The following is a 24682-nucleotide window of genomic DNA, read 5'->3' as shown; positions in this document are numbered from 1 at the left end:
CCCGCGTCACCGCGGCTGGAGGATCTCCCGGATGCCGTCCAACACGGCCGGATCCTCGATCGTCGAGGGGACCTTATAGTCCTCGCCATCGGCCATCTGCCGCATGGTCTTGCGCAGGATCTTTCCCGACCGCGTCTTGGGCAGCCCGTCGACGATCCGCACCTCCTTGAAATCCGCGACCGCGCCGATCTTTGAGCGCACCATATCGACCAAATCGCCGGTCAGGGTTTCCTCCGTGACCTCGGCCCCCTCCTTGAGCACCACATATCCGGATGGCCGCTGCCCCTTGAGATCATCGGCGACGCCGATCACGGCACACTCCGCCACGACCGGGTGCGCCGCGAGGACCTGCTCCATCGCCCCCGTCGAGAGCCGGTGGCCGGAAACGTTGATGACGTCGTCGGTGCGTCCCATGACGTAGACGTACCCGTCTTCGTCCAGGTAACCCGAGTCGCCCGTCGCGTAGTAGCCGTCGAAAGCCGACAAATACGACGATATGAAGCGCTCGTCATTGCCCCACAGCGTCGGCAACGTCCCGGGCGGCATGGGAAGCCTCAGGGCGATATTGCCCTCGACCCCGGCGTCGACCGGTACCCCGGCCGGATCCAGCACGACGACGTCGTACCCGGGAACCGGGACGCTCGGCGACCCCGACTTGATCTCGAGGGGTTCGAGTCCGCGAGGATTGGCGGCGATCGGCCAGCCGGTCTCGGTTTGCCACCAGTTATCGGCCACCGGAATTCCCAGAACGTCGCCGGCCCAGCGGAAGGTCTCGGGGTCCAAGCGCTCGCCGGCCACGAACAGGGTCTCGAGTGAGGAAAGATCGTACTCTCGGCTCAGGCCGCCGTCGGGGTCGGATTTTCGGATGGCCCGCAGCGCGGTCGGCGCGGTGAAGAGAACCTTGGCCCCGGAGGACTCAACGACCCGCCAGAAGGCGCCGGCATCCGGCGTGCCCACCGGCTTGCCCTCGTAAAGCACCGTGGTCGCGCCGGTCAACAGCGGCGCGTAGACGATGTAGGAATGTCCCACGACCCATCCGACATCGGAAGCGGTGAACATGACCTCCCCCGGGCCGACGTCATAGATGTTCTCCATGCTCCAGCGCAGCGCGACCGCGTGGGACCCGTTGTCCCGCACCACGCCCTTCGGGGCACCCGTGGTTCCGGAGGTGTACAGGATGTAGAGGGGATCCGTCGCGCGAACCGTTGCGCAACCGGCAGGCTCGACCCCGGCGGTCGCCTCATCCCAATCGACCCACACGGTGCCCAGCCCCTGCGCCGAGGTGCGCTCTTGGGCGTCGGCCAGGTGGGTCTCGAAGCCCTCGCGCTCGCGGGCAAAGACGGTCTCGACGGGATGCTCGGCGAGCGCAAGGGCCTCGGCGACCGCGGGCAGATACTCGATCCGGCGCCTGGGCTCGACTCCCCCACTGGTGGTGACGATCGCGGTCGGCGTGCAGTCATCGATGCGCGTCGCGAGCTCATGTGGCGCAAAGCCCCCGAAGACCACGGAATGCACCGCCCCGATGCGCGCGCACGCCAGCATGGCGACGATCGCGTCGGGAACCATGGGCAGATAAAGGAGCACGCGGTCCCCGCGTGAGACCCCGTGGGCCGCGAGCGCCCCGGCGAAGGTTCCCACGCGCTCTTGGAGTTCGGCGTAGGTGATCTCCACCTGGGTCTCGGTCACGGGTGAGTCGTAGCGGATGGCCGCCTGGTCGCCCCGACCGGCCTCGACGTGTCGGTCCACGGCATTGAAACAGGTGTTCAGCTCGCCGTCGGGGAACCACCGGTAGATCGGTGCGCGGGAGTCGTCCAGCGCGACGGTCGGCGCCGTGACCCAGTCGATGCCCCGAGCGGCCTCGAGCCAGAAATCCTCGGGCTGGTTGATGCTTCGGTCGAAGGTTTCTCGGTAGGTCGGTGCCATCTCGTGTCGTCCTCACGTGAGCGTCGTTGCGATTCGTCTCCCGCGGCCGCCATGGGCCGAGCGAGGTGGCACCCAACATAGTGTTTCACATCACAGCTTGCAAGGGATATGTATACATATTTGCGAGATTCGCCCAATAATCCCGATATTTTGCGAGTCAATTGCGCCTGCCCGCCTCAGTCTGTATACATAGAGCGTGAAGAGACCTCCGCCACCCCGGAGGAGTCGATGTGCCTCAGGAGGCAGCCATGAAGGCTTCGGACCGCGTCCACGTGGCCCTGCGCACCGAGATCATCGAGTGGCATCTCGCACCCGGCACAACCTTGAGCGAGGTCGAACAGGCCGAGCGACTGGGGGTCTCCCGAACGCCCGTGCGTGAGGCGTTTTCGCGCCTGATGGCCGAAGGGCTGGTCGAGCCCAGCCGCGGCCGCGGCGTCGTGGTGACCGCCGTATCCGTGGAGAACGTTCGCGCGCTCTTCGAACTACGCATCGCCCTCGATACCCAGGCCGCTGCCCTGGCGGCGGCCAAGGGGCCGGGTGAGGAATTTCTCCGGTTGGCCTCCCGCTTGGACGAGGCCGCCCAAGGCCTCTCCACCGACGACGCCGACCGCAGCGGCTACTACCGGCTCATCGACGACATGGACGCGCTGATCGACGCCGCCGCCCAGAACGCCTATCTCACCGCGGCCCAGCGCCAGCTGCGGGTTCACCTGGAACGGGTCCGAAAACTTTCCAAGGGCAACGACGATCGGCTCGTCGCCGCCGCCCACGAACACGCCCACATCGCCCGGGCCATCGCCGAGGGCGACGCCGAGCTCGCCCAAGCCGCGACCCGCGTCCACCTATCCCACGCGTTGAGGTCCATCCTGAACGCGGTTCCCCAGACCGAAGGCGAGCGCGAGAGCGCCGCCTGACCACCATCGCGGCCTCCCCGCAGAGGCCGAGAGAGGACATATCGTGACCACCACGCATCACGTTCGCGTCTACCGCAGCGAGGAAAACCTCGCCCGCGCAGACCAGCTGGCCTACAAGATCGCCTCCGTCGCTACCGATCCCGTGGGGGTTGACGCCGAGGTCGAAGACATGGTCATCAACCGCATCCTCGATAACGCCTCGGTCGCGATTGCGTCCCTGAACCGCGGTCCCATCGTCTCGGCCCGCGATCAGGCGCTGACGCATTCCCCGAGCACCAACGGCAGCGGATCCGCTATCTATGGCCTGGACGCCGCGACGACCAAGGTCTCCCCCGAGTGGGCCGCCTGGGCCAACGGCGTCGCCGTGCGCGAATTGGACTATCACGACACGTTCCTGTCGGCCGAGTATTCGCACCCGGGCGACAACATCCCCCCGATTCTGGCGGTGGCCCAGCACGCCGGCCGCACCGGGGCCGAGCTGATTCGCGGCATCGCGACCGGGTACGAGATTCAGATCGATCTGACCAAGGCGATCTGCCTGCACGAACACAAGATCGACCACGTCGCGCACCTGGGGCCCTCGGCCGCGGCGGGCATTGGCACGATGCTTGGGTTGGACACCGAAACGATTTTCCAGGCGGTCGGCCAGGCCCTACACACCACGACGGCGACGCGCCAGTCCCGCAAGGGCGAGATCTCCACGTGGAAGTCTCACGCCCCGGCTTTCGCCGGAAAAATGGCCGTCGAGGCCGTCGACAGGGCGATGCGCGGCCAGACCTCGCCGGTTCCGATCTACGAGGGTGAGGACGGCGTCATCGCCTGGATGCTCGACGGCCCGGAGGCTTCCTACGAGGTCCCCTTGCCGGAACCCGGCGAGGCCAAGCGCGCGATCCTGGATTCCTACACCAAGGAGCATTCGGCCGAATACCAGGCCCAGGCGTGGATCGATATGGCCCGCAAGCTCCACCGCGAGCGCCCCGAAATCGCCGACCCGGAGAACGTGGAATCAATCGTCCTGCACACCTCCCACCACACGCACTACGTGATCGGCTCCGGCGCCAAGGACCCCCAGAAGTACGAGCCCACCGCCTCCCGCGAAACCCTGGATCACTCGATCCCCTACATCTTCACCGTCGCGCTTCAGGACGGCGAGTGGGACCATAACCATTCCTACGATCCCTCCCGCGCCGGCCGCCGCGATACGGTCGCGCTCTGGCACAAGGTCACCACGGAGGAAGATCCGGAGTGGACCCGCCGCTATCACTCGCTGGACCCGCAGGAGAAGGCGTTCGGCGGCCGCGCGGAAATCACCCTGCGCGACGGAACCGTAATCACGGAAGAAATCGCCGTGGCCGATGCGCACCCGCTCGGCGCCCGGCCCTTCGCTCGCGAGCAGTACATCGGCAAGCTCCGCGCCCTGGCGGAAGGGTCCGTGGCCGACTCCGAGCTCGATCGCTTCATCCAGGCGGCCGAGAGCCTGTCGAGTCTGGAATCCGGAGACCTGGGTGCCCTCAATGTCACGGCGTCGATCGATCTGAAGACCGGCGCGAAAGGACTGTTCTAAATGTTGTACCCCTCGACGACCCCCGCCCAGAAGCGGCAGGACCTCCGGAAGCTCCTGAGCGACGGGCCCCGCAACGGCGGATCCATCAAGCAGTTCCCCGGTGCCTTCACACCCATCTCGGCCAAGCTCATCGAGGAGAAAGGCTTCGACGGCGTCTACATCTCCGGCGCGGTCCTGGCCAATGAGCTCGGCTTCCCCGATATCGGGCTGACCACGCTGACCGAGGTTGCCCAGCGCGCCGGGCAGATCGCCCGCGTGACCAACCTTCCGGCGATCGTCGATGCCGACACCGGTTTCGGCGAACCCATGAACGTCGCCCGCACGGTTCAGGAGCTCGAGGACGCCGGCCTGGCCGGTTGCCACATCGAGGACCAGTTCAACCCGAAGCGTTGCGGGCATCTCGACAACAAAAACATCGTGGACGAGGACACCGCGATCCAGCGCATCCGTGCGGCGGCCGAGGCCCGCAGGGACAAGAACTTCCTCATCATGGCCCGCACTGATCTGCGCGGCGTCGACGGTTTGGAGGCGGCGATTTCCCGGATGCGGGCCCTCGTGGACGCCGGGGCGGACGCGATTTTCCCCGAGGCCATGAAGGACCTCGGGGAGTTCGAGGCCGTGCGTGCGGCCGTCGACGTGCCGGTCCTGGCCAATATGACCGAGTTCGGCAAGTCGAAGCTCTACACAACCGATGAGCTCTCCGGGGCGGGCGTGGACCTGGTGATCTATCCCGTGACCCTGCTGCGTAGCTCGTTGGGTGCCATGGAGCGGGTCCTGGACGGGATCGAGGCCGACGGTACCCAAGAAGCGTCCGTGGATGACATGCTAACCAGAGCACGGCTGTACGAACTCGTGGACTACGAGGCGTACAACACCTTTGACACGGGCATCTTCAATTTCGAGGTCCCGGAGCGCTTCCAGTAAGTCCTTTCCCATCATCCGAGCGAGGATTCGAAGGAGAATCACATGACGACGAACAACGAAGACATCAAGAAGGGCCTGGCCGGCGTCGTCGCCGATACCACCGCCATCTCCAAGGTCAACCCCGACACCAACTCCCTGCTGTACCGCGGCTATCCTGTCCAGGAGCTGGCCGCGAAGTGCTCTTTCGAGGAGGTCGCCCTTCTGCTCTGGAACGGCGACCTGCCGGATCAGGACGAGCTGACGGAATTCCGAGACTTCGAATCGACGCACCGCGAACTGAGCCCGGAGCTCAAGGCCGTCATCGATGCCCTGCCCACGGATTGCCACCCCATGGACGTCTGCCGCACGGCCGTCTCGGTCCTGGGCGCGCAGGACCCCGAGTCGGAGGACGACTCGCCCGAAGCGAACCTGCTCAAGTCCAAGAAGCTGTTTGCGGCGATGCCGGCCGTGGTTGCCTACGATCAGCGCCGACGCCGCGGGGACGCCCTCATCGCCCCGAGGGAGGATCTCGACTACTGCGACAACTTCCTGTACATGACCTTCGGGGACGTCCCCGCCCCGGAGGTCAAGACGGCTTTCCAGGTCTCGATGGTCCTGTACGCCGAGCACTCCTTCAACTGCTCGACCTTCACGGCTCGGACCATCGCCTCCTCGCTGGCCGATATGCACTCGGCGATCACCGGCGCGATCGGCGCCCTGAAGGGACCGTTGCACGGCGGGGCCAACGAAGCGGTCATGAATACCTTCGACGAGATCGGTATCCGCAAGGACGAATCCGAGAAGGAGGCCGAGCACCGAGCGAAGGAGTGGATGGACCAGGCCCTGGCCGAGAAGAAGAAGGTTATGGGATTCGGACACCGCGTCTATAAGCACGGCGATTCCCGTGTTCCCACGATGCAGTCCGCGCTATTCGACATGATCAAGTACTTCGGCCGCGAGGAAATGCTCGGGTTGTACAACGGGTTGGCCAAGTCGATGGACGAGGCCAAGGGCATCAAGCCCAACCTCGACTACCCGGCCGGCCCGACGTACCACCTCATGGGCTTCGATACGCAGACGTTTACGCCCTTGTTCGTCGCCGCCCGCATGACGGGATGGACCGCCCACGTCATGGAGCAACTCGCCGATAACTCGCTGATCCGGCCGCTGTCGGCATATAACGGCCCGGACGAGCGCCACGTCAAGTAGGAGAAGAGACGGGGCCGGGGAGCGGTTCTTCCGCCTCCTGGCCCCAACTCTTTGCCATACTCGTTAGACTTGCATCACGCCTAGCGAGGAGGTCATGACCGCCCATGGTGACCCAGAAGATTGTCGCGACTCCCCCAAAAACGTCCATCTTTCTGACACTCACGATCCGCCCCGGTGCCGAGTCGGCGGTCCTTGCCCTGCTGCCGGGGATCTCGGGCAGGACACGATCGGTCGGTTTCCGGCACCCGGACCTGGACCTGCTGAACGTCGTCGGCATCGGCTCCGATGCCTGGGACCGTCTCTTCCCGCACGCCCCCAAGCCGAAGAATTTGCATCCCTTTCAGGAGTTGCACGGGCAACCCCACCGGGCGCCCTCGACCCCCGGGGATCTTCTCTTCCATATCCGCGGCCGAACCCCGGATATGTGCTTCGAGTTGGCCCGTCTCCTGATGGTCGACTTCGGGCCCCACGTCGACGTCGAGGACGAGGTCCACGCCTTTAAGTATTTCGATGAGCGAGACCTGCTCGGTTTCGTGGACGGGACCGAGAATCCCGAGGACCAGGACGCCTACGACGCGGTACTGGTCGACGACGACCCGCGCTTCGCCGCCGGCAGCTATGTTCACGTGCAAAAATACACCCACGACATGTCCGCGTGGGAGTCGATCAGCGTCGAAGAGCAAGAACGGGTCATCGGCCGGACCAAGTCGGACGACGTCGAATTCTCCGATGACGCCAAGCCCTCCAATTCCCACCTGGCCCTCAACGACGTGAGCGACGAAGACGGCAACGACCTGGACATCCTTCGCTACAACATGGCCTTCGGGGATTTCAGCAGCGGGGACATGGGCACGTATTTCATCGGCTACGCCAAAGATCCGGGCGTGACCGAACAGATGCTGGAGAACATGTTCCTCGGAGATCCCCCGGGAAATTACGACCGCATCCTGGACTTCTCGACCGCTCAGACCGGCGCGCTGTTCTTCGTGCCGAGCATCGATCTCCTCGACGAGATCGACGCCCTCGCCGAGGACTCCCCGGAGCCGGCCGACGAACCAGAGCCATCAGCGCCACTTGCCACCGACACCGAACCCGGCGACAACCCCCACGTGGGGTTCACCGTCGGGCCACTCCGAGACTGAACCACACCCCATCGTCCCGCGGCGTATCGCGGGGCTTCCGGCCGGGCATTCCCGGCACGCAAAGGAGAAGACATGACCATCAGCAATCTTCACCGCGAACTTGCCCCCGTCTCTCAGGCCGCATGGGCGGAGATCGAGGAAGAAGCCACACGGACCTTCACCCGAAACATCGCCGGCCGACGCGTCGTCGACATGCCAGAACCGCGGGGAACCGCCTTCTCGTCGCTTGCGACGGGGCACGTGAGCGACGGGCGAGAGATCGTCCCCGGCGCGCAGACGCGGAGCCGCGACGTCATTCCGGTCCTCGAGGTCAAGGTCCCGTTCACCGTGACGCGCCAGGCCGTCGACGACGTTCTGCGCGGTTCGGTCGACTCCGACTGGCAACCCGTCAAGGACGCGGCCACGACCATCGCGGCGGCCGAGGACACCGTGGTGTTCCACGGCTACGACCAGCTCGGCATGACGGGAATGGTCGATGCCAGCTCCAATGAGCCGATCGCGATCCCGGAGGAGGTCCGCGACCTACCGCGATCCGTCGCCCAAGCCCTGACGCGGCTTCGCCTCGCCGGGGTCGAGGGCCCGTACACGCTGGTGGTTTCCGCGGACCTCTACACCGCCATCTCCGAGACCACGGATCACGGGTATCCGATCCTCGAACACCTGCAGCGGGTACTCAAGGAGGACGGGAAGATCATCTGGGCGCCCGCGCTCAACGGCGCGCTGGTCGTCACGACTCGCGGCGGCGATTTCGAACTGCACCTGGGCGTTGACCTGTCCATCGGGTACGACTCCCACGACGCGCAGAACGTGTACCTGTACCTCCAGGAGTCCTTCGCGTTCCGGGTCGCCTCGGACGAGGCCTCGGTTCCGCTGACCTCCTAGCTCGGCGGCCCGATCAGCCGGTCGCGCGCGGGTGGCTCGTGAGGAACACTTCCCGAAGGGTGTCGGCGGTGACGCGCGTGTAAATCTGCGTGGTCGTCAACGAGGAGTGCCCGAGCAACTCCTGCACCACGCGTATGTCCGCGCCGCCCTCCACGAGGTGCGTCGCAAAGGAATGCCGAAGAGTGTGCGGTGAGAGTTCGTCGGTCACATTGGCCCGGGCCGCGGCCTTCTTGAGGATCAACCACGCCCCCTGACGGGTCAGGCGGCCGCCCCTGGCGTTGAGAAATAGCGCCGGCGTGGCGGTCCCTTTTGCGGCGAACAGCGGGCGCGCCCTGACCAGATAGGCGCCCACCGCGTCGACGGCGTAGGACCCGACGGGCACGATCCGCTGCTTGCCGCCCTTGCCCTCGAGACGGGCCGCGCCGCCGAATCCCTCGGCCTCCCCCGCATCGCTCGTGCCTCCGGCGAATTCGGCGGACAGATCGTCTCGGTCGATCCCCACGGCCTCGGAGATGCGGGCCCCGGTCGAGTACAAAAATTCGAGCAGGGCAGCGTCGCGGAGGCCCGCCGGGGTTTCCCGATCCGGGGCCTCGAGGATGCGCGTCACGGTATCCACCGGAAGGGCCTTCGGCAGCCGCTCCCCCGCGCTGGGCGGCGTGACCGTTGCCGCGGGGTCGTCCTCGGTCACGCCTTCGAGGACCCAAAATTTGTGAAGGCCCCTCGCGGAGACGACGCCGCGAGCCACGCTGCGGGTCGACAGGCCGCATCCGCCGTCGGCCACGGGCCGTGCCATGTGCTGGACGTAATCTCGCACGTCGTCGGTGGTGATTCCCGCTGGTTCCCGGATGCCGCGTTCTTCGGTCAGGAAGCCCAGGTAGCGCCCGAGGTCCCTTCGGTAGGAGGCCAACGTATTGCTCGACAGCCCGCGTTCGACCGTCAGGTGCTGCATATAGCGACGGACGGGGCGTCCGAACCCGTCCGGCAACTGCGCGTCATTCACCGGCCGAACCGCGGAATACGGGGTGAGCGGGCCACGGCTCCCGCGGGTCTCGGAGATCGCGGTGATCGCGTTGGACGCTGGCGAAGGCCGCCAGGATCGCGATGTTGGCCGAGGGCGAGTGCATCTCGGAGGACAGCACCGCCGCGACCGCTTGCTCCAGGGGGACCCACCGCGTCACGATTTCGGCCTCTTCGCCTTCGCGGACCGTACGGTCTTCGGCAGCTACCTCCCCGATGTCACGGGCCAAAAAGATGCGGTTGGCTTCGGTCGAGCATCCCGGAGAATTGTTGAACTCGGCGAGGGTGTGCCACGTGGTCGCGGTGAGGTCGGTTTCCTCCGCCAGCTCCCGTTGCGCCGCCTGCAGGGGCGACTCCCCCTCGACATCAAGAAGGCCCGCGGGGATCTCCCACATGTTCATTCCGACCGGCTGGCGGTACTGGTTGATCAGGAGGATCTCGTTCTGATCGTTCAGGGCGGCGATGGCGACCGCGCCCGGATGGCGCATGTAGTCGCGCTTCAGGACCTCGCCCGAGCCGTCGTCCGACAGCCGCACGCTGTCACGCACGACGTCGAAGATCGCGCCCTCGAAGAGGGTTTCGCTGGCCACCAGGTCCCGCGGGTTGACGCGATCCTGGGGCAGTCCCTCCGAGGTGACGTGGGGATTCGGCGTAGCTGAGTCGTGATCCGTCATGCCCCCAGGGTACACAGGGGCCACCGGCAGAAGGGTCGGCCTGGGCTGACTCGCAAGGGTCCCACCTCGCCCACCGTGCATGCCTTGCGACGAGAAACAATCCCTTCATTCTTGCGCCCACAATATATCAGCAATAGTTGATATATAGACCTGATCAGGGAAGATGTTGAATCGATTTCAGGAATCATGCGACGAAGCGCCCCTCAGGGCCACACATTTCTCATTTGTTGTAGACACCACGCCTGGCCTGTCCTATCTTAAGGTCATCGCGACGGATCTCCGAGAAAGGAACATCATGAAACGATCACTCGCGACCATCTTCACCTGTTGCGCCCTCACATTCGGGGCCATGTCTGGAGCCTACGCCTAGCACTACGCCAGTGGCGGCCTCTGGAACTACGGCGTCGACAGGCATCACGTCTGGTCACACTATCTTCATCAAACTCGATGCCACGGCGCCACTGCGGAGGGCAAATGGAGAGCCTATTCCGGAGATCAGAGGCGCGGAGTTATAGCCAAAGCAGAGGCGCCGTCTCGTCCTTGGGTTGCAGACAAAGCATACTATAACCATTGTTAGGTCAGATTTTGTTTCCCCGCGAGTAAAACCCGCGGGGAAACCCCAAATACTTACACCATGACAAAACGAATAATCGTTATTTTGTATAGCATCGTGCCACTGATCGGCGGAATATTTTCATTCTCCGTGATCATGGATTTTGAATCCGACACCCCTCTACGAGGAAATGATGTTCTCTGGATCAGGAGCGGGTCGGAGCAGTCGTCTTTCTCCGATGCCGCCGGACGACAATTCTCGGAGAAACTTCACCGAGAAATCGAGTCCAGGTCGCTGAATATTGCTTTGGTGACGCCCCTTGAGGAAAACCCTGATGGTGGGAATCACCTGGATTTCCTCCTGACAAATACCGGAGATCCCTCTGCTGCGTGGGCCACCCAGGACTATTCGTCCTTCAACCCGAGGTACCACGTCGCCGTCGGTCGGCTTGCCCCTGACCGAGCAGACCCACGAGGGATTTATCTGGTCTTCGGCGACCAACAACGGATCCGAGGGCTCGCCGATTCGCTGGCCCAGCCCGGCCTCACCATCACCCAATATCAGCTCCTGGCGCCATCCAATCTGTGGCGCGTCTACGGTTCCAGTTCACTGTTGATCGCGTGGGTCGCCACGGTCGTCACGGTGTCCTTTGCCTCGGGGACGGCCGCCGTCGTCGGCTCTCGCCGGTACGCCCGGAAGCGCCTCTACGGGTGGTCCAGGTCGAGAACTCTTATCACCGAGACCCGCCGCATCGTTGCGGTTGTGGGCGCGTCGACGGTCGCGATGCTGATCGCGGCGGCCCTGTGCCTCTGGCCCTTCAACGGACTGGCCTCATTTGGAATCTTCGCCGCTCTGGCCGTGGGGATAACGCTCGTGACGGCCATTCCGATGACTCTGGCGCATTTAGCGTCCATCGTGGCCCTGTACTGCGTGCCGATTTCGGACGGACTCAAAGGCCGCCTACCGGTGCGATTCGCATTTTCGAGCCTGATCGCCGTCAAGGTCGTAGGTTTGGCGCTCCTCATGAGCACTCTCGCGTATGTTCCCTCCGTGGGCGCTTTGGCTCAGCAATACCTTCGCTCGACCTCGGAATGGAATCGCATCCCGGAAGCCGCATTCGTTAGTCTCAGGGCCGAGGCCGGGACCCAGGAGATGATGCATGGTGTTTCCCCCTGGGTCCTCGAGGAACTACGCGCGGGAAATATTATCCTCAGCCATGCCGAGACCGTGACGGACGTGATCGAGGACCTGGACCATATCGACCCGATGTCCTTCATCGGCACACCGGTCATGTATGTCAACGACACCTACCTTGCACAATTCTCCGATCAGCTTCCCGAGGTCGTGGCGTGGAGACAAAAGACCCACCCGGCGCTGAATCACGCACACGTTTTCGTCCCCGACGGCGTCGAGCTGACCTCCCAGCAATTAGAAAACATTATCCCCCATGACGTCCCCGAGGAGTTCGCGTCGACGACGGAACGTCATGCGTACTCTCCTCCGGGGGACGTCTTCAGGTTGGGAGATTCCCATCTTGACGATGCCGAATACGTGCGCGACCCGATCGTCGTATTTCTCCCCGACCGGCTCCTGGAACAGACCGGCCAGATGATGACGGCGTGGGCCACCAGCAACGGCGTGGCCGTGAAGGATCAGTCCGCTGCGGAATCGCGCTTGAGGGACTCGGATGCGGACCACTTTGTCCTGCCCCTCGCTCGAGGCCGCGAGGTCCACGCCGCCCATCGCGCGAAAAATTTGTCGGAACTGCGCATGACGAGTTATACGACCGGGATCTACATATTGGTCCTGGGCTTTGCGGTGCTGGCCTTCGCGCTCGTCTTCAGCCGAGAAAACGGGCAGAAAATCTTCCGACGCGTGGTGCACGGCTGGCCGAAGCTTCGCGGCGCACGGCTGGGTCTGATCGCCACCGGGCTGGTCGGGGCGATCGGCGTGGCGATCGTGTTCCACGGGCTGGTAGCCGTCACCCAACACGCTCAAGACCGGCTACTCGACACCGCCACCTACAGTTCTCAGATTCGGTGGTTTGCGGTGGCCGGTTTTGGGGCCCTCGCCGCATTCGTCATTTTCTCTGTGGTGGCCCTCTCCCGGGCCGCCCGCCGGGAAATCAAGGAAAGGAGCCGCACACCATGACGGCATATCTCACGCTGACCGACGCGTCCGTCGTCATTCATGGACAGGCCATCTGGTCGGGGCTCAACCTTGCGCTTGAACAGGGTGAACTGGTCGGGCTGACCGGCCCGTCCGGCTCCGGGAAAACCACCCTGTTGAACTGCCTGGGCGGGTTGATGAAATTTACCGGCGGAACCCTCACCGTCGACGGGACGACGCTGCACCCGGCACCCGAATGCGCGCGGCGAAAATTCCGCCGGGACCACCTGGGCTATCTATTCCAGAACTACGCCCTCGTGGACGCGGATTCCGTGGAGAGCAACATTCTCGACCCGTTGAGAATCGTTCCTCGACGCTCGCGCCCGTCTCGAGCCGATGTCTCCGAGGCGCTGGACAGGGTCGGGCTGGCGGGCCGGGAACGGGAGAAGGTCTATCGACTTTCCGGGGGTGAGCAGCAACGCGTGGCCCTTGCCGCTCTTCTCGTCAAGAGGCCTCGGCTGGTCCTTGCCGACGAACCCACCGGAGCCCTCGACGCGGCGAACGGGCGCATGGTCATGGAAGTCCTCCGCACCCTCACCGACCGTGGCTCCGCCGCCCTGGTCGCGACGCATAATGCGGACGTCGCGGCGGCCTGTGACCGCGTTCTCGACCTTTCGCCCTTCCGCGCCTGCGAGCGTTCTTCGGTCTAATCGGTCAGCCGCGCCATGAGGACCCCGGGCGGCGACTTAACGGGATCGGCCCGGCCACCTGAGCGGGTGGCCGGGCCGATGCGTCGGAGGCGGGATCTCTCCGGGACTACTTCCTGGCGTCGAGCGCCGCTGCCACCAGGCCGCGGAACAGCGGGTGCGAGCGCGTGGGGCGGGACAGCAGCTCGGGGTGCGCCTGAGTCGACACGTAGTACGGGTGCTCGGAGGCCGGCAGCTCGACGAATTCGACGAGGCGGCCATCCGGGCTGGTCCCCGAGATCACGAGCCCGGCCTTCTCGAGGTCCTCACGGTAAGCGTTGTTGACCTCGTAACGGTGGCGGTGACGCTCCTCGACCTCGGTCGAACCGTAGGCGCCGGCGACGACGGATCCCTGCGCCAGCTTGGCCTGGTACAGGCCCAGCCGCATGGTTCCGCCCAGGTCGCCCGCTCCCTCGACGAACTTCTTCTGCTCTTCCATCGTGGCGATGATCGGGCTCGACGTTTCCGGGTCGAATTCCGTGGAGGAGGCATCCCCGATGCCCGCGACGTTACGCGCGAATTCCATGACCATGCACTGCAGGCCCAAGCACAGACCCAAAGTGGGGATCTTGTGCTCCCGGGCGTACTTCAAGGCCCCGAGTTTTCCGTCCAGGCCGCGGATGCCGAAGCCTCCGGGGACGCAGATCGCGTCGACGCCGTCGAGCTGATGTGCGGCGCCTTCCGGCTCGGCGCAGAGGTCCGAGGCGATCCATTTGATCGTCACCTTGGCGTCATTGGCGAAACCACCGGCGCGCAAGGCTTCCGAGACGGACAGGTAGGCGTCGGGCAGATCGATGTACTTGCCGACCAGGCCGATCGTGACCTCGTGCGTCGGTTCGTGAACCACCTGAAGGAGCTTATTCCACTCGTCGAAGTCGGCTTCCTGATAGTCCAGACCCAAATAGTCCAGGACGTAGGCATCCAGGCCCTGGTTAAAGAGGGTCTTCGGGATGTCGTAGATGCTGGGGGCGTCCGGGCAGGAAATGACCGCTTCGGTGTCGACGTCGCAGGCCCCACCGACCTTGGCCTTCAGGGACTCCGGGATCTCCTGGACGCACCGAAGAACCAACGCGTCCGGGATGATGCCCAACCCGCGCAGGGCGGCCACCGAGTGCTGGGTCGGCTTGGTTTTGAGCTCCCCCGAGGGGCCGATGTAGGGGATCAGGGAAACGTGCAGGAAAAACACGTTTTTCCGACCGACGTCGCGGCGCACCTGGCGGGCCGCCTCGAGGAACGGCTGGGACTCGATGTCGCCGACGGTGCCGCCGATCTCAGTGATGATGATGTCCGGGGCATCGGCCGTTCCGGTGGCGCGATGGCGCATGCGGGACTTGATCTCGTCCGTGATGTGCGGGATCACCTGGACGGTGTCGCCGAGGTATTCGCCGCGGCGCTCCTTGGCGATCACGGATGAGTACACCTGCCCCGTCGTCACGTTCGCGGAGGCGTCAAGGTTCTCGTCCAGAAAGCGCTCGTAGTGACCGATGTCGAGATCGGTCTCGGCGCCGTCGTCCGTGACGAAGACTTCACCGTGCTGGAAGGGGTTCATTGTGCCCGGATCAACGTTGAGATACGGATCGAGCTTCTGCATCGTCACGGAGAGCCCGCGAGAACGCAGAATGCGACCGAGGCTGGATGCCGTCAGGCCTTTACCGAGAGAGGACGCGACACCGCCCGTCACGAAGATCTGACGAGTCACTTTTTCGTCGCTTTGAGAAGTTGCCGAGGATGTCTGCTTATCGTTCACCACGGAATTCAAGCCTATCACGAGGGGATTTCCGACGTACCGAGGGGATTCGGCTCGACGGCTGACGTTTGCCGGTCATAGTTGACCTGCGGATTGGAGAAGTTCTTTGGCGTGAGCCCGCGCGGCCTCGGAGTCTTCGTGACCCGCGAGCATTCGAGCCAACTCAACGATACGGCCTTCCGAGTCCAGCACGTTGACCTGGCTGACGGTGGAATCCGAGGATTTGAGCACGAGAACGTGTCGATCCGCATAGGCGGCGACCTGCGGGAGGTGCGTCACCACCAAGACCTGCACGTGTTGGGCCAAATGGGCCAGCCGCTTGCCGATCTCGACCGCGGCCTTACCTCCGACGCCGGAGTCGACCTCGTCGAAGATGAATGTCGGCACCGGATCCACCTCGGCGAGGACCACCTCCAGAGCAAGCATCACGCGCGATAGCTCGCCGCCGGAGGCTCCCTTGCCTAGAGGCCGAGGATCCGCGCCGTCGTGAGGTGACAGCTTGAACGAGACCGTGTCCTTGCCGTCGGGGCCGAACTTCTCCGCCTCGGTGACCTCCACGACGAGGGCCGCGTTGGGCATGGCGAGGGCCTTGAGCTCCCCGGAGACGGACTTCGCGAGCTTCTTGGCCGCGGCGCGTCGCAGGTCCATCAGGACCATGGATTGACTCTGCATTTCCTTGCGCAGCGTCCGGAGTTTCTCCTCGAGGGCCTCCGAGCGGGCGGGGTCGTCCGTCAGCTGTTCCAGGCGCGCCCTGTTGAGCTCGGCCCATTCGAGGACTTCCGGGATATCGGCCCCGTATTTGCGTGTCAGTTTCTTCAGCGCGGCACGACGGGATTCGACCTCCGAGAGCCTCCCCTGCCCCTCTGCGTTGAGATCCGACAGGTACCCGGAGAGTTCTTCCCCAATGTCAGTGGCCTGAATCATCAATTCACGGACCCGTTGGGCGAGGGCCGCCAGGGCGGCGTCGTCGTCGGCTTCCTGGGCCAGCGCGCGGTGGGCGGAATCGAGGAGGACCGAGACCGTGGTGGCCTCGAGGTCGGATTCGCCGCCGCCGATTAAGGCCGACTGAGCGAGACCGGCGGCCGTTCTGAGCTGCTCGACGTTGGTCAGCCGCGCCGATTCCGCGTCGAGCTTCTCTTCCTCACCGGGCTGAGGTTTGACCGAGTCGATTTCTTTGAGGGCCTGCCCCAGGCTTTGAGCCTCGAATGCGCGCGCCCGGGCGTTCTCCCTGACCTCGCGCAGCTCCCGGGCGGCACGCCGGTATTCCTCGTAATTCGCCCTGTACTTGCGGAGCTCGGTCGCGAGCTTTTTGCCTGCGTAGGCGTCGAGGGCCGTCCTTTGGGCTTCCGAAGAGCGAAGCCTCAATTGATCCGATTGGCCGTGCACGGCCACCAACGACTCGCCGACCCTGGATAGCACACCGATGGGAGCGGCGGCGCCGCCCACCGTGGCGCGAGAACGCCCCGTTGCATTCACTGTCCTCGACACGATGAGTTCTTGGGGAAGCTCCTCGGAGTAATCGTCCGCCTCGATCCGGTGGGCCTCTCCCCCGGCGTCCTCGGTCAGTGCCAGCGCCGCGTGGCCTTCGGGCAGACGCACGACTGCCTGAGACAACGCGGATCGAGCCCCCGACCGAACCGCGGCCGCATCGGATCGCGCGCCGAGCAACATGCCCAGCGCGGTGACGACCATCGTCTTGCCGGCGCCGGTCTCGCCCGTCAGGACGGACAGGCCCGGGCCCAGCGGGAGCGTGGCGTCGGTGATGACACCGAGGTCCCGGATATGGATTTCTTCGATCATGGGTTCTCCACTCCCTCGCCCACGGGCTCTGTGCGGTCGGCGCCCTGCCCGCGGTCGACCGGCCCACGCCACCCGCGCGTCGGCAGGTCGAATTTGCGTACCAGGCGCTCCGAGAACGGGGCCGGATGAATACGGGCGAGGCGGACGGGTTTATCCGAACGCTTGACCTCGATCCGGGAGCCGGGAGGCAACTGCGTGGTCCGCCGCCCATCGCACCAGAGAACACCGTCATGGCCGTTGGTCGGAAGTATCTCCACCGCCATGGTGGAGGTGGGCGCCGTCACCAAGGGACGCGCGAAGAGGGCGTGGGCGCTGAGCGGAACCATGAGCATGGCCTCGACCTCCGGCCACACGATCGGCCCGCCACCGGAAAAGGCGTAGGCCGTGGATCCGGTCGGCGTGGCCATCACGACGCCGTCACACCCGAAAGTGCTGAGCGGTCGTCCGTCCACTTCCATCACGACTTCGATCATTTTTTCCCGATTGCCTTTTTCCACGGACACCTCGTTCAAGGCCCAGGTGTGCGTCAGCGCCCTCCCCGAGTTCCACACCAGCACGTCGATGGCCATGCGCTCTTCGACCGTGTACGAGCGATTGACGATGTGGTCGACGGTTTCGTCCAGGTCGCTACGTTCCGATTCCGCCAGGAAGCCGACGTGGCCCAGGTTGACCCCGATCAGGGGGATATTGGTGTGACGGATAATCTCCGCGGCCCGCAGGATGGATCCGTCGCCGCCGAGCACGACCCCCAGTTCGATGTCGTCCAACGGCACGTTTTCGTTAATGACCTGAACACCGACGGTCTCGGCCTCCGTGCCGCGCAGAATTTCGAGGTCCGCGCGACTCATCACGGGGGTGAGGCCCGCCTGGTGAAGGCGCACGCACGCTTGCGTCGCCGCGGCCGTGGCCTCGGCGCGCCCGGTGTGCGCGAAGAGAAGTATCTTGCGGCTCATGCTCTGCTTGCCTTCCGACGTGGGCGGTCCTGACTCCAGGCCTGTTCCGTAGTTCTACATTAGGCGAGTGGACTGACACTTTAAGACTCCTAGCGGGGCTCGGCGCTACCGAGCTTTTCTCGCTCACCCCCGGAAGCGTCGGTCGCGGGTTTGCGCAAATGCAGGAAGTGTTCGCGGTTGCCATTCTGGCCCGGCAGCCCCGAGGGCTGTTCGCCGACAATCTCGAGTCCCGCGGCCCGAGAGGCCACGCGGACGCCTTCGATCGCGGCCTCACGATCCGCGTCGTCGCGCACCACGCCGCCCTTGCCAAGCCTCGACCGTCCGACCTCGAACTGCGGCTTGACCATGAGGATCAGTGACCCTCCGGCCCGGGTGACCCGGGACAGCGGCTCCACGACGAGCCTCAACGAGATGAAGGACAGGTCCCCGACCACCAGGTCCACCGGTCCCCCGATGACTTCGCAGGTCAGGTCCCTGACATTGAGCCCTTCGATCGCCGTGACACGAGCGTCGCCGCGGATCCGGGAATCGAGCTGACCGTGGCCGACATCGACGGCCGTAACCTGGGCCGCTCCGGACTCCAGCAGGACTTGTGTAAACCCACCGGTGGACGCGCCGGCGTCCAGACAGCGCAATCCGTCGGCCCTGATATCCGGGAAGGCCCGAAGGGCTCCGGCCAATTTATGCCCGGCGCGGCTGACGTATTCGGGCGTTTCGGGCTCGGACACGCCCACGTGGTCCTCGGCCTCGACCGGCCGCGACGGTTTGCTCACGACTCGACCGTTCAAGGACACCCGCCCGGCCTCGATTGCTTTGGCCGCCAAGGTCCGAGAGGCAGCGTATCCATGCTCGACCAACCACCTGTCGATCCTCACGCGGTGTCGCTCCCATGATCCTCACCCGGTGCCGCCGATTCCTGCGACGGGACCAGCCCCGAGGGCAGCGCCGACGGGTCCCGGTCGAGCAACGCGCGAAGCTGGGAGTGCAAATTGTCGTAGATCTCCGCGTGCTCCGCCACGGGGGCGGTCTCCAGCCGATCCAGCAGGCCGTTGAGAACCTCCTCGGTGCCGGCCCGCCCGAAGGCCTCCAGGTCGGCGGAAAGCGCGTCGCGTCGTTCCCGGGCCTCGTGGTCCGTTCCCTCAACGTCGGGACCGAAGGTCTCCTCCTCGCCCGGGGTACTCATCCGCGGATCATCCTCGCGGAGGTCGCTTCCTCGGTCTCCGGATGTGCGGCCCACCACGCCGCGGCGGCCGTCCTACCGATGAGGGTCTCCGTCGCGGATTCGTGGGCGTCGATCCTCACGCGATCCTCCTGGACCGTCGCGGTCACCAGATCCGGAATCACCGCCGTGACCTGACCGTCGACCTCATCCAGACGCGGTTGGTCATACGGGTCGAAAAGCTCTCGGAGATTCCCGACGACGTACGTCGGGCGCTCGTCCGTCCGGGCATTGACGATGTCCGCCCAGGTCTGGACTCCTGTCATGACGGCGATGCTCGGCAATTGCGCGTTGTTGGCGCCCAGAATATCGGTATCCAGCCGGTCACCCACGACCACCGGATCCGAGACCCCGAGGCGCGCCATGATGGTCCGGAAGATGGCGGCCCCCGGCTTGCCCGCGATTTCGGGCGCTCGGCCGGTGGCCGCGGCGACCGCGTTGACGAGCGTGCCGTTTCCCGGTGCTATGCCCCGTTCCTTGGGGATGGTCAGATCGGTGTTCGAGACGATCCAACGAATCGATGGATTCGCCAAGGTATATGAAGCTTCCGCGAGGTCTTGCCAGCCGAGGCCCGGATCGAAGCCCTGCAGAACCGCTCGGGGGCTCTCGTCGAAACCGACGACGCGAAGCCCCACCTCCCGCGCGCACTCGGCCAGGGCCTGCGACCCGCAAATCGCCACCGGGGCTCCGGCGCCGAGCTGATCGGCGGCAAGCCGAGCGGCCGATTGGGCGGCACTGACCACGTGGTCAGCGTCCACGGACAGCCCCAGCGAAGACAGATGGTCGGCGACGGTCTGGACCGACCGTGACGCGTTATTGGTCACGTAGGCCACCGCGACACCGGTCTCGGACGCCTTGTTCAAAGACTCGACGGCGCCGTCGATCGGGTCGGGCCCCGCATAGACGACCCCGTCGAGGTCGGACAGGATCGCGTCATAGCTCGAGATCAGGGCGTTCATGAAGGGACTAGTCTTCCTCTCGCCCGGGTTCCATCGTGGAGTCCCGGTCGGTCTCCGGGTCTGCGTCGGGGCCGACGCTAGCCTCGTCGTTGGCCTCGTCAGGAGAAGCAATCTGCTCGGTGGCCTGCTGCGAGGGTGTCAGTTCCTCGTGCTCGGTTTCCGAGAGCTCGTCGGTCGGCTGAGGCTCAGGGATCTCACGCTGTTCGATCATGGCTTCTTCGAGGTCAACCCCACCTTCCGCCTCGTTCGCTGCGGGGGCTTCCTCGGGCAGGACCTCGATCTCGTAGATCTCGGGCTCTTCGAACTGTCCCTGGCCGAGCGCGGCCTCGGCGACGACCGACAGCCGAGCCCACGACGCGGCCTCTTTGGCCTGTCCCATCTCTTCCAGGACGTCAGCGTAGGCGCTGAACAGCCGTGGGCTGTACGAGAAGGCCTTCTGCCGGTTCAGCTCCGGGATTTCCAGGGACTTCTTGGCCTGGGCCAAGTCGGACTTATCGCGGTGAATGCCCGAGACCACCATGGCCAATTCAGCCTTCTCCGCCCCACGCAGGTCGGCCAATTCCGGGTCGCTGGCGGTTTCCAGGGCCTTGTCGATGCGGCCCAACGCACGCTCGCAATCGACGATCAGGGCGATGTGTTCGTGGGAACCGGTCATCCGGCGGTGGGTGCGCAGCTCGCGCAGGGCCACGTCGAATTGCTCGGCGACGTAGGCGGCGATCGCGGCGGCCTCACGCACCGCGGCCACCCGGCCGCCCCGACGCACCGCGGCCTGCGCGTGCTCGAGGGCGAACTCGGGATCGACCTCCAGGTATTGGCTGGCCATCACGAGGTGCTTGGCTACGACGTCGGCATTGTCCTTTTCGAGGACCCTCAGCTCGCTGAGAACCGACCGATCGAGTTCGCGCCCGGTCACCTCTTCATCGATCTCGGGGGCCTTCGGCCGGGAGGGTCGATAACCGTCACGGTTGGGTCGCTGATCGCGGTGGTCACGACCGAAACGGCCCGCGGGATCCTGGTCGTTGCGACGCGGGTCCCGGTCGTTCCTGTCATAGGGCTTCCGATCGTTGTAGCGGCGGTCGCGGTCTCGCCCGCGATTATTCGCCTCACGCTCGTCTCGTCGTCCCGGGCCCCCGCTTCGGCCGGGCCCGCCGCTGCGGCCGGGTCCTCCGCTGCGTCCGGGGCCGCCTTGGCCCGGTCGGCGGTTCTGATGGCGGTCGTCCCCGCGCCTCGAATGCCTGCGATCGTCCTCAGCCAAGCTGGTTCTCCTCTATGTACGTAGTACGTGGACCCGGCCAATGTCGCCGTGCCCACGCGGTCCTTCTGGAAAGTTTACGCACGTTGCTTCGACTTCGGGACACCGGATGGCCCCGGACGGTCATGATGTCCGACTCGTCACCTACCGAAAGGCGTTCTGCCCCGTGAGTTTCTGCCCGAGGATCAGCGTGTGCACTTCGTCGGTACCCTCGTAGGTGCGCACCGACTCCAAATTGTTGGCGTGCCTGAGGGGCGAGTAATCGCCGTTGATACCGTTGCCACCAAAAATGGTTCGGGCCTCACGACAAATCTGGATGGCCGATCGGGCATTGTTGAGCTTTCCCACGGAAATCATGTGATTTTCGAGCGTGCCCTCGTCCTTAGCCCTCCCGAGACGAAGTGCCACCAGCTGTCCCTTATTCAGTTCCAGGGCCATATCCACGAGTTTCTTTTGGGTGAGCTGATATGAACTGAGAGGCTTGCCGAATTGGAGTCGTTCATCGGCGTAGCTCATCGCGGCTTCCAGGGCGTCCCTGGCCGAACCCATGGAGCCCCACACGATGCCGTATCGGGCCTCGGAGAGGCACGCGAAAGGACCCCTCAGACCGGGATTCTTCGGCAACAAGGCGTCGTCGGGCAGACGCACATCCGTCATTTCGACCGTGCACTGCAGCGAGGCCCGCATCGAGAGCTTCTGGGTGATGGGCGTGGCCTCGAAGCCCGGGGTGCTGGTGGGAACGATGAATCCGCGCACGACATCGCCCTCGCGCCCGTCGTCCTCCATTCCCAGGTCTTCCCTGGAGGCCTTCGCCCAGATGATGGCGACGCCGGCGATACTCGCCAGACCGATCCATCGTTTGCTTCCGTTCAGGATCCATTCCCCTCCGACCTTGCGCGCGCGGGTCTCCATGGCCGAAGGATCGGAACCCGCGGACGGTTCCGTCAGGCCGAAACAGCCGATCACCTCACCGGAAGCCATCTTCGGGAGCCACTCTTGCTTCTGCGATTCCGAACCGTTCTTGTAGATGGCGGACATCGCCAAGGAGCCCTGCACGGACACGACCGTGCGCAGGCCGGCGTCTCCTGCTTCCATCTCCTGCATGGCGAGGCCGTAGTCGACGGCGCTCCGACCGGCGCATCCGTATCCCTGCAGATGCATGCCGAACAGACCGAGCTCCGCCATTTCCGGGAGCAATTCCGTGGGCAAGACGGCGTTGTCGAACCACTCGGCAATATTCGGGCGAATCCGCCGGGCCACAAACTCGGCGACGCGGTCCCTCACCGCAAGCTCGTCGTCGGTAAATTGAGCCTCGATATTGAGCAGGTCGCTGGGGTGATTCGACATGGTTGATCCTAACTGTGGGCGGTACACGGTGAGCTGCTATCGATGATCCGGGGAGGCTTGGTCACGGGCGGCAAGCCACGTCAGGACGGCCTCCCGATCCTCGTCGAGCCTCGGCGGAGCCTTGTCATAGCTCGTGCGGCTCCGGCTAAATTCGATGGGGTCCTTGATGGTCGGAACGGCAGAAGGGCCTGTGCCGGCCTCAACCACCGGCGACAGCCCGAGTTCCTCGGCAAAGCGAACACCTCCTTGGACATCCAGAATGGGCGAGCACGGCAATCCTGCGTCCCTGAGACGCGTGAACCACTCGTCGCTGCCCGCATGCGATAGGCGGTCCTGAATGAGCTCACGCAATCTATCGCGATGCGCGTTTCTGCCGCGCATCGTCGAAAAGTCTGGGTCATCGGCCCATTCCGGGGCCCCCAATTCGGCGGATAAGATCCGAAATTGTGCATCGTTGCCGACACAAATCACCAGAATTCCGTCACCGGTGGAAAACGGCCCGTAGGGGAAGAGGCTCGGGTGGTCGTTACCCATGCGATGAGGTACCACGCCCCCGGCGACGTAGCCTGATGTCTGGTTCACGAGCCCCGAAAGAGCGGAGGACATCAGGTTCACATCGACGCGTTGCCCCAGGCCGGAGGCCTCCCTGTCACGAAGAGCCGCCAGAATGCCGAGTGCGGCGTGCAACCCCGTCACGACGTCGAACAGCGCCACGCCCATGCGCTGCGGCGGGCCATCCGGGGAACCCGTCAGGTTCATCATTCCGGAGGCGGCCTGCGCCAAAAGGTCATAACCGGGCAATGCGGTCGCACCGTGAGGACCGAATCCCGTGATGCTCGCGTGAATCAGTCGGGGCCATCGCCGCTCGACGGAAGCAGCGTCCAGTCCGAACTGAGCCAGCCCGCCCGGCTTATAGTTCTCGATGAAAACATCCGCGGCGCCGATAATGCCGTACGCGGTCCGCAAGTCGTCCGCATCCTTGAGATCCAGCCGGATAGCGTGCTTGCCACGATTCACGGAGAGAAAATACGTGCTCTCGCCGTCGTAGTCCGGAGGCTGCCACTGCCGGGTGTCGTCCCCAGCGGGCCCTTCGACCTTGATGACGGTCGCACCCATATCGGCCAGCAGCATCGTGCAGTACGGGCCGGCCAGAACACGCGAAAAATCGGCCACGATCACGCCAGACAACGCCCCCGACGTCCCTAAGCGCCCATCACCCTCGTCAGCCATGAAGCCTCTCCCGAATACGTTGTGTCCTGGACCACAAAACCACTTCGGGAGCGTGACTTCAAATCGGGATGACCGACGCCGGGGCGGGCCAGTAACGTTGTCGCGCGAGGCCGCCCGGACAATAAAAAAGGTGCTGATCGGAAGCCATCCGAACGACCACACGGCCATTCCGGACGACTTCCGACCAGCACCTCATTCCCGCTCTTAAAGCGGGTTAAACAGGTGTGGTGTGGGGGTCACAACCCCCACACCACACACTCACAAAAATATTTTCGGCGGCGACCTACTCTCCCACACACCTACCGGGTGCAGTACCATCAGCGCTAAGAGCCTTAACTACCGGGTTCGGAATGAGACCGGGTGTACCCCTCTTGCCATAACCACCGAAAAACCAACTACCACCACCACACACAACAAACGTGTGCAACAGGGAAACCTACATCAAACAACAAACCCCTCAAATAAGGGTTGTTATCCCAAAACCATACAGTGAACGCGACACACCAACATGCCCTACAAACCCTTGCAACAACTATTGT

Annotated in this window: 20 protein-coding genes, 1 rRNA gene and 1 pseudogene; 9 read left to right on the top strand and 13 right to left on the bottom strand. The window is 64.6% G+C overall.

The window, feature by feature from the left end:
• Positions 1 to 6: 6 nt before the first annotated feature.
• Positions 7 to 1923 carry an AMP-binding protein gene (locus tag CURSPS6_RS02395; protein WP_030013865.1) on the bottom strand — a complete coding sequence of 639 codons (1917 nt, stop codon included), beginning with the start codon at positions 1921 to 1923 and terminating at the stop codon, positions 7 to 9.
• Positions 1924 to 2171: 248 nt separating this feature from the next.
• On the opposite strand from CURSPS6_RS02395, the gene CURSPS6_RS02390 reads away from it, so the two are divergent.
• From CURSPS6_RS02390 to CURSPS6_RS02365, 6 genes are all read left to right on the top strand, one after another.
• Positions 2172 to 2837 carry a GntR family transcriptional regulator gene (locus CURSPS6_RS02390; protein WP_030013864.1) on the top strand — a complete coding sequence of 222 codons (666 nt, stop codon included), beginning with the start codon at positions 2172 to 2174 and terminating at the stop codon, positions 2835 to 2837.
• Positions 2838 to 2880: 43 nt separating this feature from the next.
• Positions 2881 to 4401, top strand: coding sequence for an MmgE/PrpD family protein (locus tag CURSPS6_RS02385; RefSeq protein WP_030013862.1), 1521 nt, complete (start codon positions 2881 to 2883; stop codon positions 4399 to 4401).
• Positions 4402 to 5325, top strand: a complete 924-nt coding sequence (gene prpB / locus CURSPS6_RS02380; RefSeq protein ID WP_030013860.1) for a methylisocitrate lyase — start codon at positions 4402 to 4404, stop codon at positions 5323 to 5325.
• Between the two features lie 42 nt (positions 5326 to 5367).
• Positions 5368 to 6513 carry a bifunctional 2-methylcitrate synthase/citrate synthase gene (locus tag CURSPS6_RS02375; RefSeq protein WP_030013859.1) on the top strand — a complete coding sequence of 382 codons (1146 nt, stop codon included), beginning with the start codon at positions 5368 to 5370 and terminating at the stop codon, positions 6511 to 6513.
• A gap of 104 nt (positions 6514 to 6617) precedes the next feature.
• A complete protein-coding gene (locus tag CURSPS6_RS02370) occupies positions 6618 to 7655 on the top strand; it encodes a Dyp-type peroxidase (RefSeq protein WP_051687548.1) in 1038 nt (345 codons plus the stop codon).
• A 72-nt stretch (positions 7656 to 7727) separates the two neighbouring features.
• Positions 7728 to 8537, top strand: coding sequence for a family 1 encapsulin nanocompartment shell protein (locus CURSPS6_RS02365; RefSeq protein WP_035810129.1), 810 nt, complete (start codon positions 7728 to 7730; stop codon positions 8535 to 8537).
• A 13-nt stretch (positions 8538 to 8550) separates the two neighbouring features.
• Here CURSPS6_RS02365 and CURSPS6_RS02360 read toward each other — a convergent pair whose 3' ends face one another.
• Both CURSPS6_RS02360 and CURSPS6_RS02355 read right to left on the bottom strand, forming a co-directional pair.
• Positions 8551 to 9537 (bottom strand): tyrosine recombinase, encoded by a 987-nt coding sequence (locus tag CURSPS6_RS02360; protein WP_030013855.1) that lies wholly within the window; start codon positions 9535 to 9537, stop codon positions 8551 to 8553.
• Positions 9530 to 10228, bottom strand: a complete 699-nt coding sequence (locus tag CURSPS6_RS02355; protein WP_082469970.1) for an NUDIX domain-containing protein — start codon at positions 10226 to 10228, stop codon at positions 9530 to 9532. The genes CURSPS6_RS02360 and CURSPS6_RS02355 overlap by 8 nt, the downstream gene beginning before the upstream one ends.
• Positions 10229 to 10619: 391 nt before the next feature.
• Between CURSPS6_RS02355 and CURSPS6_RS12930 the strand changes: the two are divergent.
• The 3 genes and pseudogenes from CURSPS6_RS12930 to CURSPS6_RS02345 form a co-directional block, all read left to right on the top strand.
• A pseudogene (locus CURSPS6_RS12930) lies at positions 10620 to 10805 on the top strand (lactococcin 972 family bacteriocin); the annotation flags it as partial.
• A 132-nt stretch (positions 10806 to 10937) separates the two neighbouring features.
• Positions 10938 to 12932 (top strand): hypothetical protein, encoded by a 1995-nt coding sequence (locus tag CURSPS6_RS02350; protein WP_152978035.1) that lies wholly within the window; start codon positions 10938 to 10940, stop codon positions 12930 to 12932.
• Positions 12929 to 13600, top strand: a complete 672-nt coding sequence (locus tag CURSPS6_RS02345) for an ABC transporter ATP-binding protein (protein WP_035810127.1) — start codon at positions 12929 to 12931, stop codon at positions 13598 to 13600. The genes CURSPS6_RS02350 and CURSPS6_RS02345 overlap by 4 nt, the downstream gene beginning before the upstream one ends.
• 106 nt (positions 13601 to 13706) lie before the next feature.
• Here the strand turns inward: CURSPS6_RS02345 and CURSPS6_RS02340 are convergent, their stop codons facing one another.
• The 10 genes from CURSPS6_RS02340 to rrf all read right to left on the bottom strand — a co-directional run bounded on the left by CURSPS6_RS02340 (position 13707) and on the right by rrf (position 24531).
• The gene (locus tag CURSPS6_RS02340) at positions 13707 to 15404 is read right to left on the bottom strand and encodes a CTP synthase (RefSeq protein ID WP_030013848.1); all 1698 of its coding nucleotides are present in this window, start codon (positions 15402 to 15404) and stop codon (positions 13707 to 13709) included.
• Between the two features lie 54 nt (positions 15405 to 15458).
• A complete protein-coding gene (gene recN / locus CURSPS6_RS02335) occupies positions 15459 to 17183 on the bottom strand; it encodes a DNA repair protein RecN (RefSeq protein ID WP_030013846.1) in 1725 nt (574 codons plus the stop codon).
• Positions 17180 to 18136 (bottom strand): NAD kinase, encoded by a 957-nt coding sequence (locus CURSPS6_RS02330; RefSeq protein ID WP_051687546.1) that lies wholly within the window; start codon positions 18134 to 18136, stop codon positions 17180 to 17182. The genes recN and CURSPS6_RS02330 overlap by 4 nt, the downstream gene beginning before the upstream one ends.
• Before the next feature lie 89 nt (positions 18137 to 18225).
• Positions 18226 to 19011, bottom strand: coding sequence for a TlyA family RNA methyltransferase (locus CURSPS6_RS02325; RefSeq protein WP_051687545.1), 786 nt, complete (start codon positions 19009 to 19011; stop codon positions 18226 to 18228).
• A complete protein-coding gene (locus CURSPS6_RS02320) occupies positions 19008 to 19319 on the bottom strand; it encodes a hypothetical protein (RefSeq protein WP_030013842.1) in 312 nt (103 codons plus the stop codon). The genes CURSPS6_RS02325 and CURSPS6_RS02320 overlap by 4 nt, the downstream gene beginning before the upstream one ends.
• Positions 19316 to 20314, bottom strand: coding sequence for an HAD-IIA family hydrolase (locus tag CURSPS6_RS02315; RefSeq protein ID WP_035810125.1), 999 nt, complete (start codon positions 20312 to 20314; stop codon positions 19316 to 19318). Before CURSPS6_RS02315 ends, CURSPS6_RS02320 begins: the two co-directional genes overlap by 4 nt.
• A gap of 7 nt (positions 20315 to 20321) precedes the next feature.
• Positions 20322 to 21569, bottom strand: coding sequence for a hypothetical protein (locus CURSPS6_RS02310; RefSeq protein WP_051687544.1), 1248 nt, complete (start codon positions 21567 to 21569; stop codon positions 20322 to 20324).
• Positions 21570 to 21710: 141 nt separating this feature from the next.
• Positions 21711 to 22913, bottom strand: a complete 1203-nt coding sequence (locus CURSPS6_RS02300) for an acyl-CoA dehydrogenase family protein (RefSeq protein ID WP_030013838.1) — start codon at positions 22911 to 22913, stop codon at positions 21711 to 21713.
• Positions 22914 to 22949: 36 nt separating this feature from the next.
• Positions 22950 to 24143, bottom strand: coding sequence for a CaiB/BaiF CoA transferase family protein (locus tag CURSPS6_RS02295; RefSeq protein WP_030013837.1), 1194 nt, complete (start codon positions 24141 to 24143; stop codon positions 22950 to 22952).
• Between the two features lie 270 nt (positions 24144 to 24413).
• Positions 24414 to 24531, bottom strand: a 5S ribosomal RNA gene (rrf, locus tag CURSPS6_RS02290).
• Positions 24532 to 24682 lie beyond the last annotated feature (151 nt).

It is taken from the genome of Curtobacterium sp. S6 (genome assembly GCF_000710345.2).
Lineage (GTDB): Bacteria > Actinomycetota > Actinomycetes > Actinomycetales > Micrococcaceae > Rothia.
This window is presented reverse-complemented; position numbering and strand designations above follow the sequence as displayed.

Coding starts and splice junctions, on each gene's coding strand:
- CURSPS6_RS02395 (WP_030013865.1), bottom strand. CDS start 1,923: ATGGCACCGACCTACCGAGAAACCTTCGACCGAAGCATCAACCAGCCC.
- CURSPS6_RS02390 (WP_030013864.1), top strand. CDS start 2,172: ATGAAGGCTTCGGACCGCGTCCACGTGGCCCTGCGCACCGAGATCATC.
- prpB (WP_030013860.1), top strand. CDS start 4,402: ATGTTGTACCCCTCGACGACCCCCGCCCAGAAGCGGCAGGACCTCCGG.
- CURSPS6_RS02375 (WP_030013859.1), top strand. CDS start 5,368: ATGACGACGAACAACGAAGACATCAAGAAGGGCCTGGCCGGCGTCGTC.
- CURSPS6_RS02370 (WP_051687548.1), top strand. CDS start 6,618: ATGGTGACCCAGAAGATTGTCGCGACTCCCCCAAAAACGTCCATCTTT.
- CURSPS6_RS02365 (WP_035810129.1), top strand. CDS start 7,728: ATGACCATCAGCAATCTTCACCGCGAACTTGCCCCCGTCTCTCAGGCC.
- CURSPS6_RS02355 (WP_082469970.1), bottom strand. CDS start 10,228: ATGACGGATCACGACTCAGCTACGCCGAATCCCCACGTCACCTCGGAG.
- CURSPS6_RS02350 (WP_152978035.1), top strand. CDS start 10,938: ATGGATTTTGAATCCGACACCCCTCTACGAGGAAATGATGTTCTCTGG.
- CURSPS6_RS02345 (WP_035810127.1), top strand. CDS start 12,929: ATGACGGCATATCTCACGCTGACCGACGCGTCCGTCGTCATTCATGGA.
- recN (WP_030013846.1), bottom strand. CDS start 17,183: ATGATCGAAGAAATCCATATCCGGGACCTCGGTGTCATCACCGACGCC.
- CURSPS6_RS02330 (WP_051687546.1), bottom strand. CDS start 18,136: ATGAGCCGCAAGATACTTCTCTTCGCGCACACCGGGCGCGCCGAGGCC.
- CURSPS6_RS02320 (WP_030013842.1), bottom strand. CDS start 19,319: ATGAGTACCCCGGGCGAGGAGGAGACCTTCGGTCCCGACGTTGAGGGA.
- CURSPS6_RS02315 (WP_035810125.1), bottom strand. CDS start 20,314: ATGAACGCCCTGATCTCGAGCTATGACGCGATCCTGTCCGACCTCGAC.
- CURSPS6_RS02300 (WP_030013838.1), bottom strand. CDS start 22,913: ATGTCGAATCACCCCAGCGACCTGCTCAATATCGAGGCTCAATTTACC.
- CURSPS6_RS02295 (WP_030013837.1), bottom strand. CDS start 24,143: ATGGCTGACGAGGGTGATGGGCGCTTAGGGACGTCGGGGGCGTTGTCT.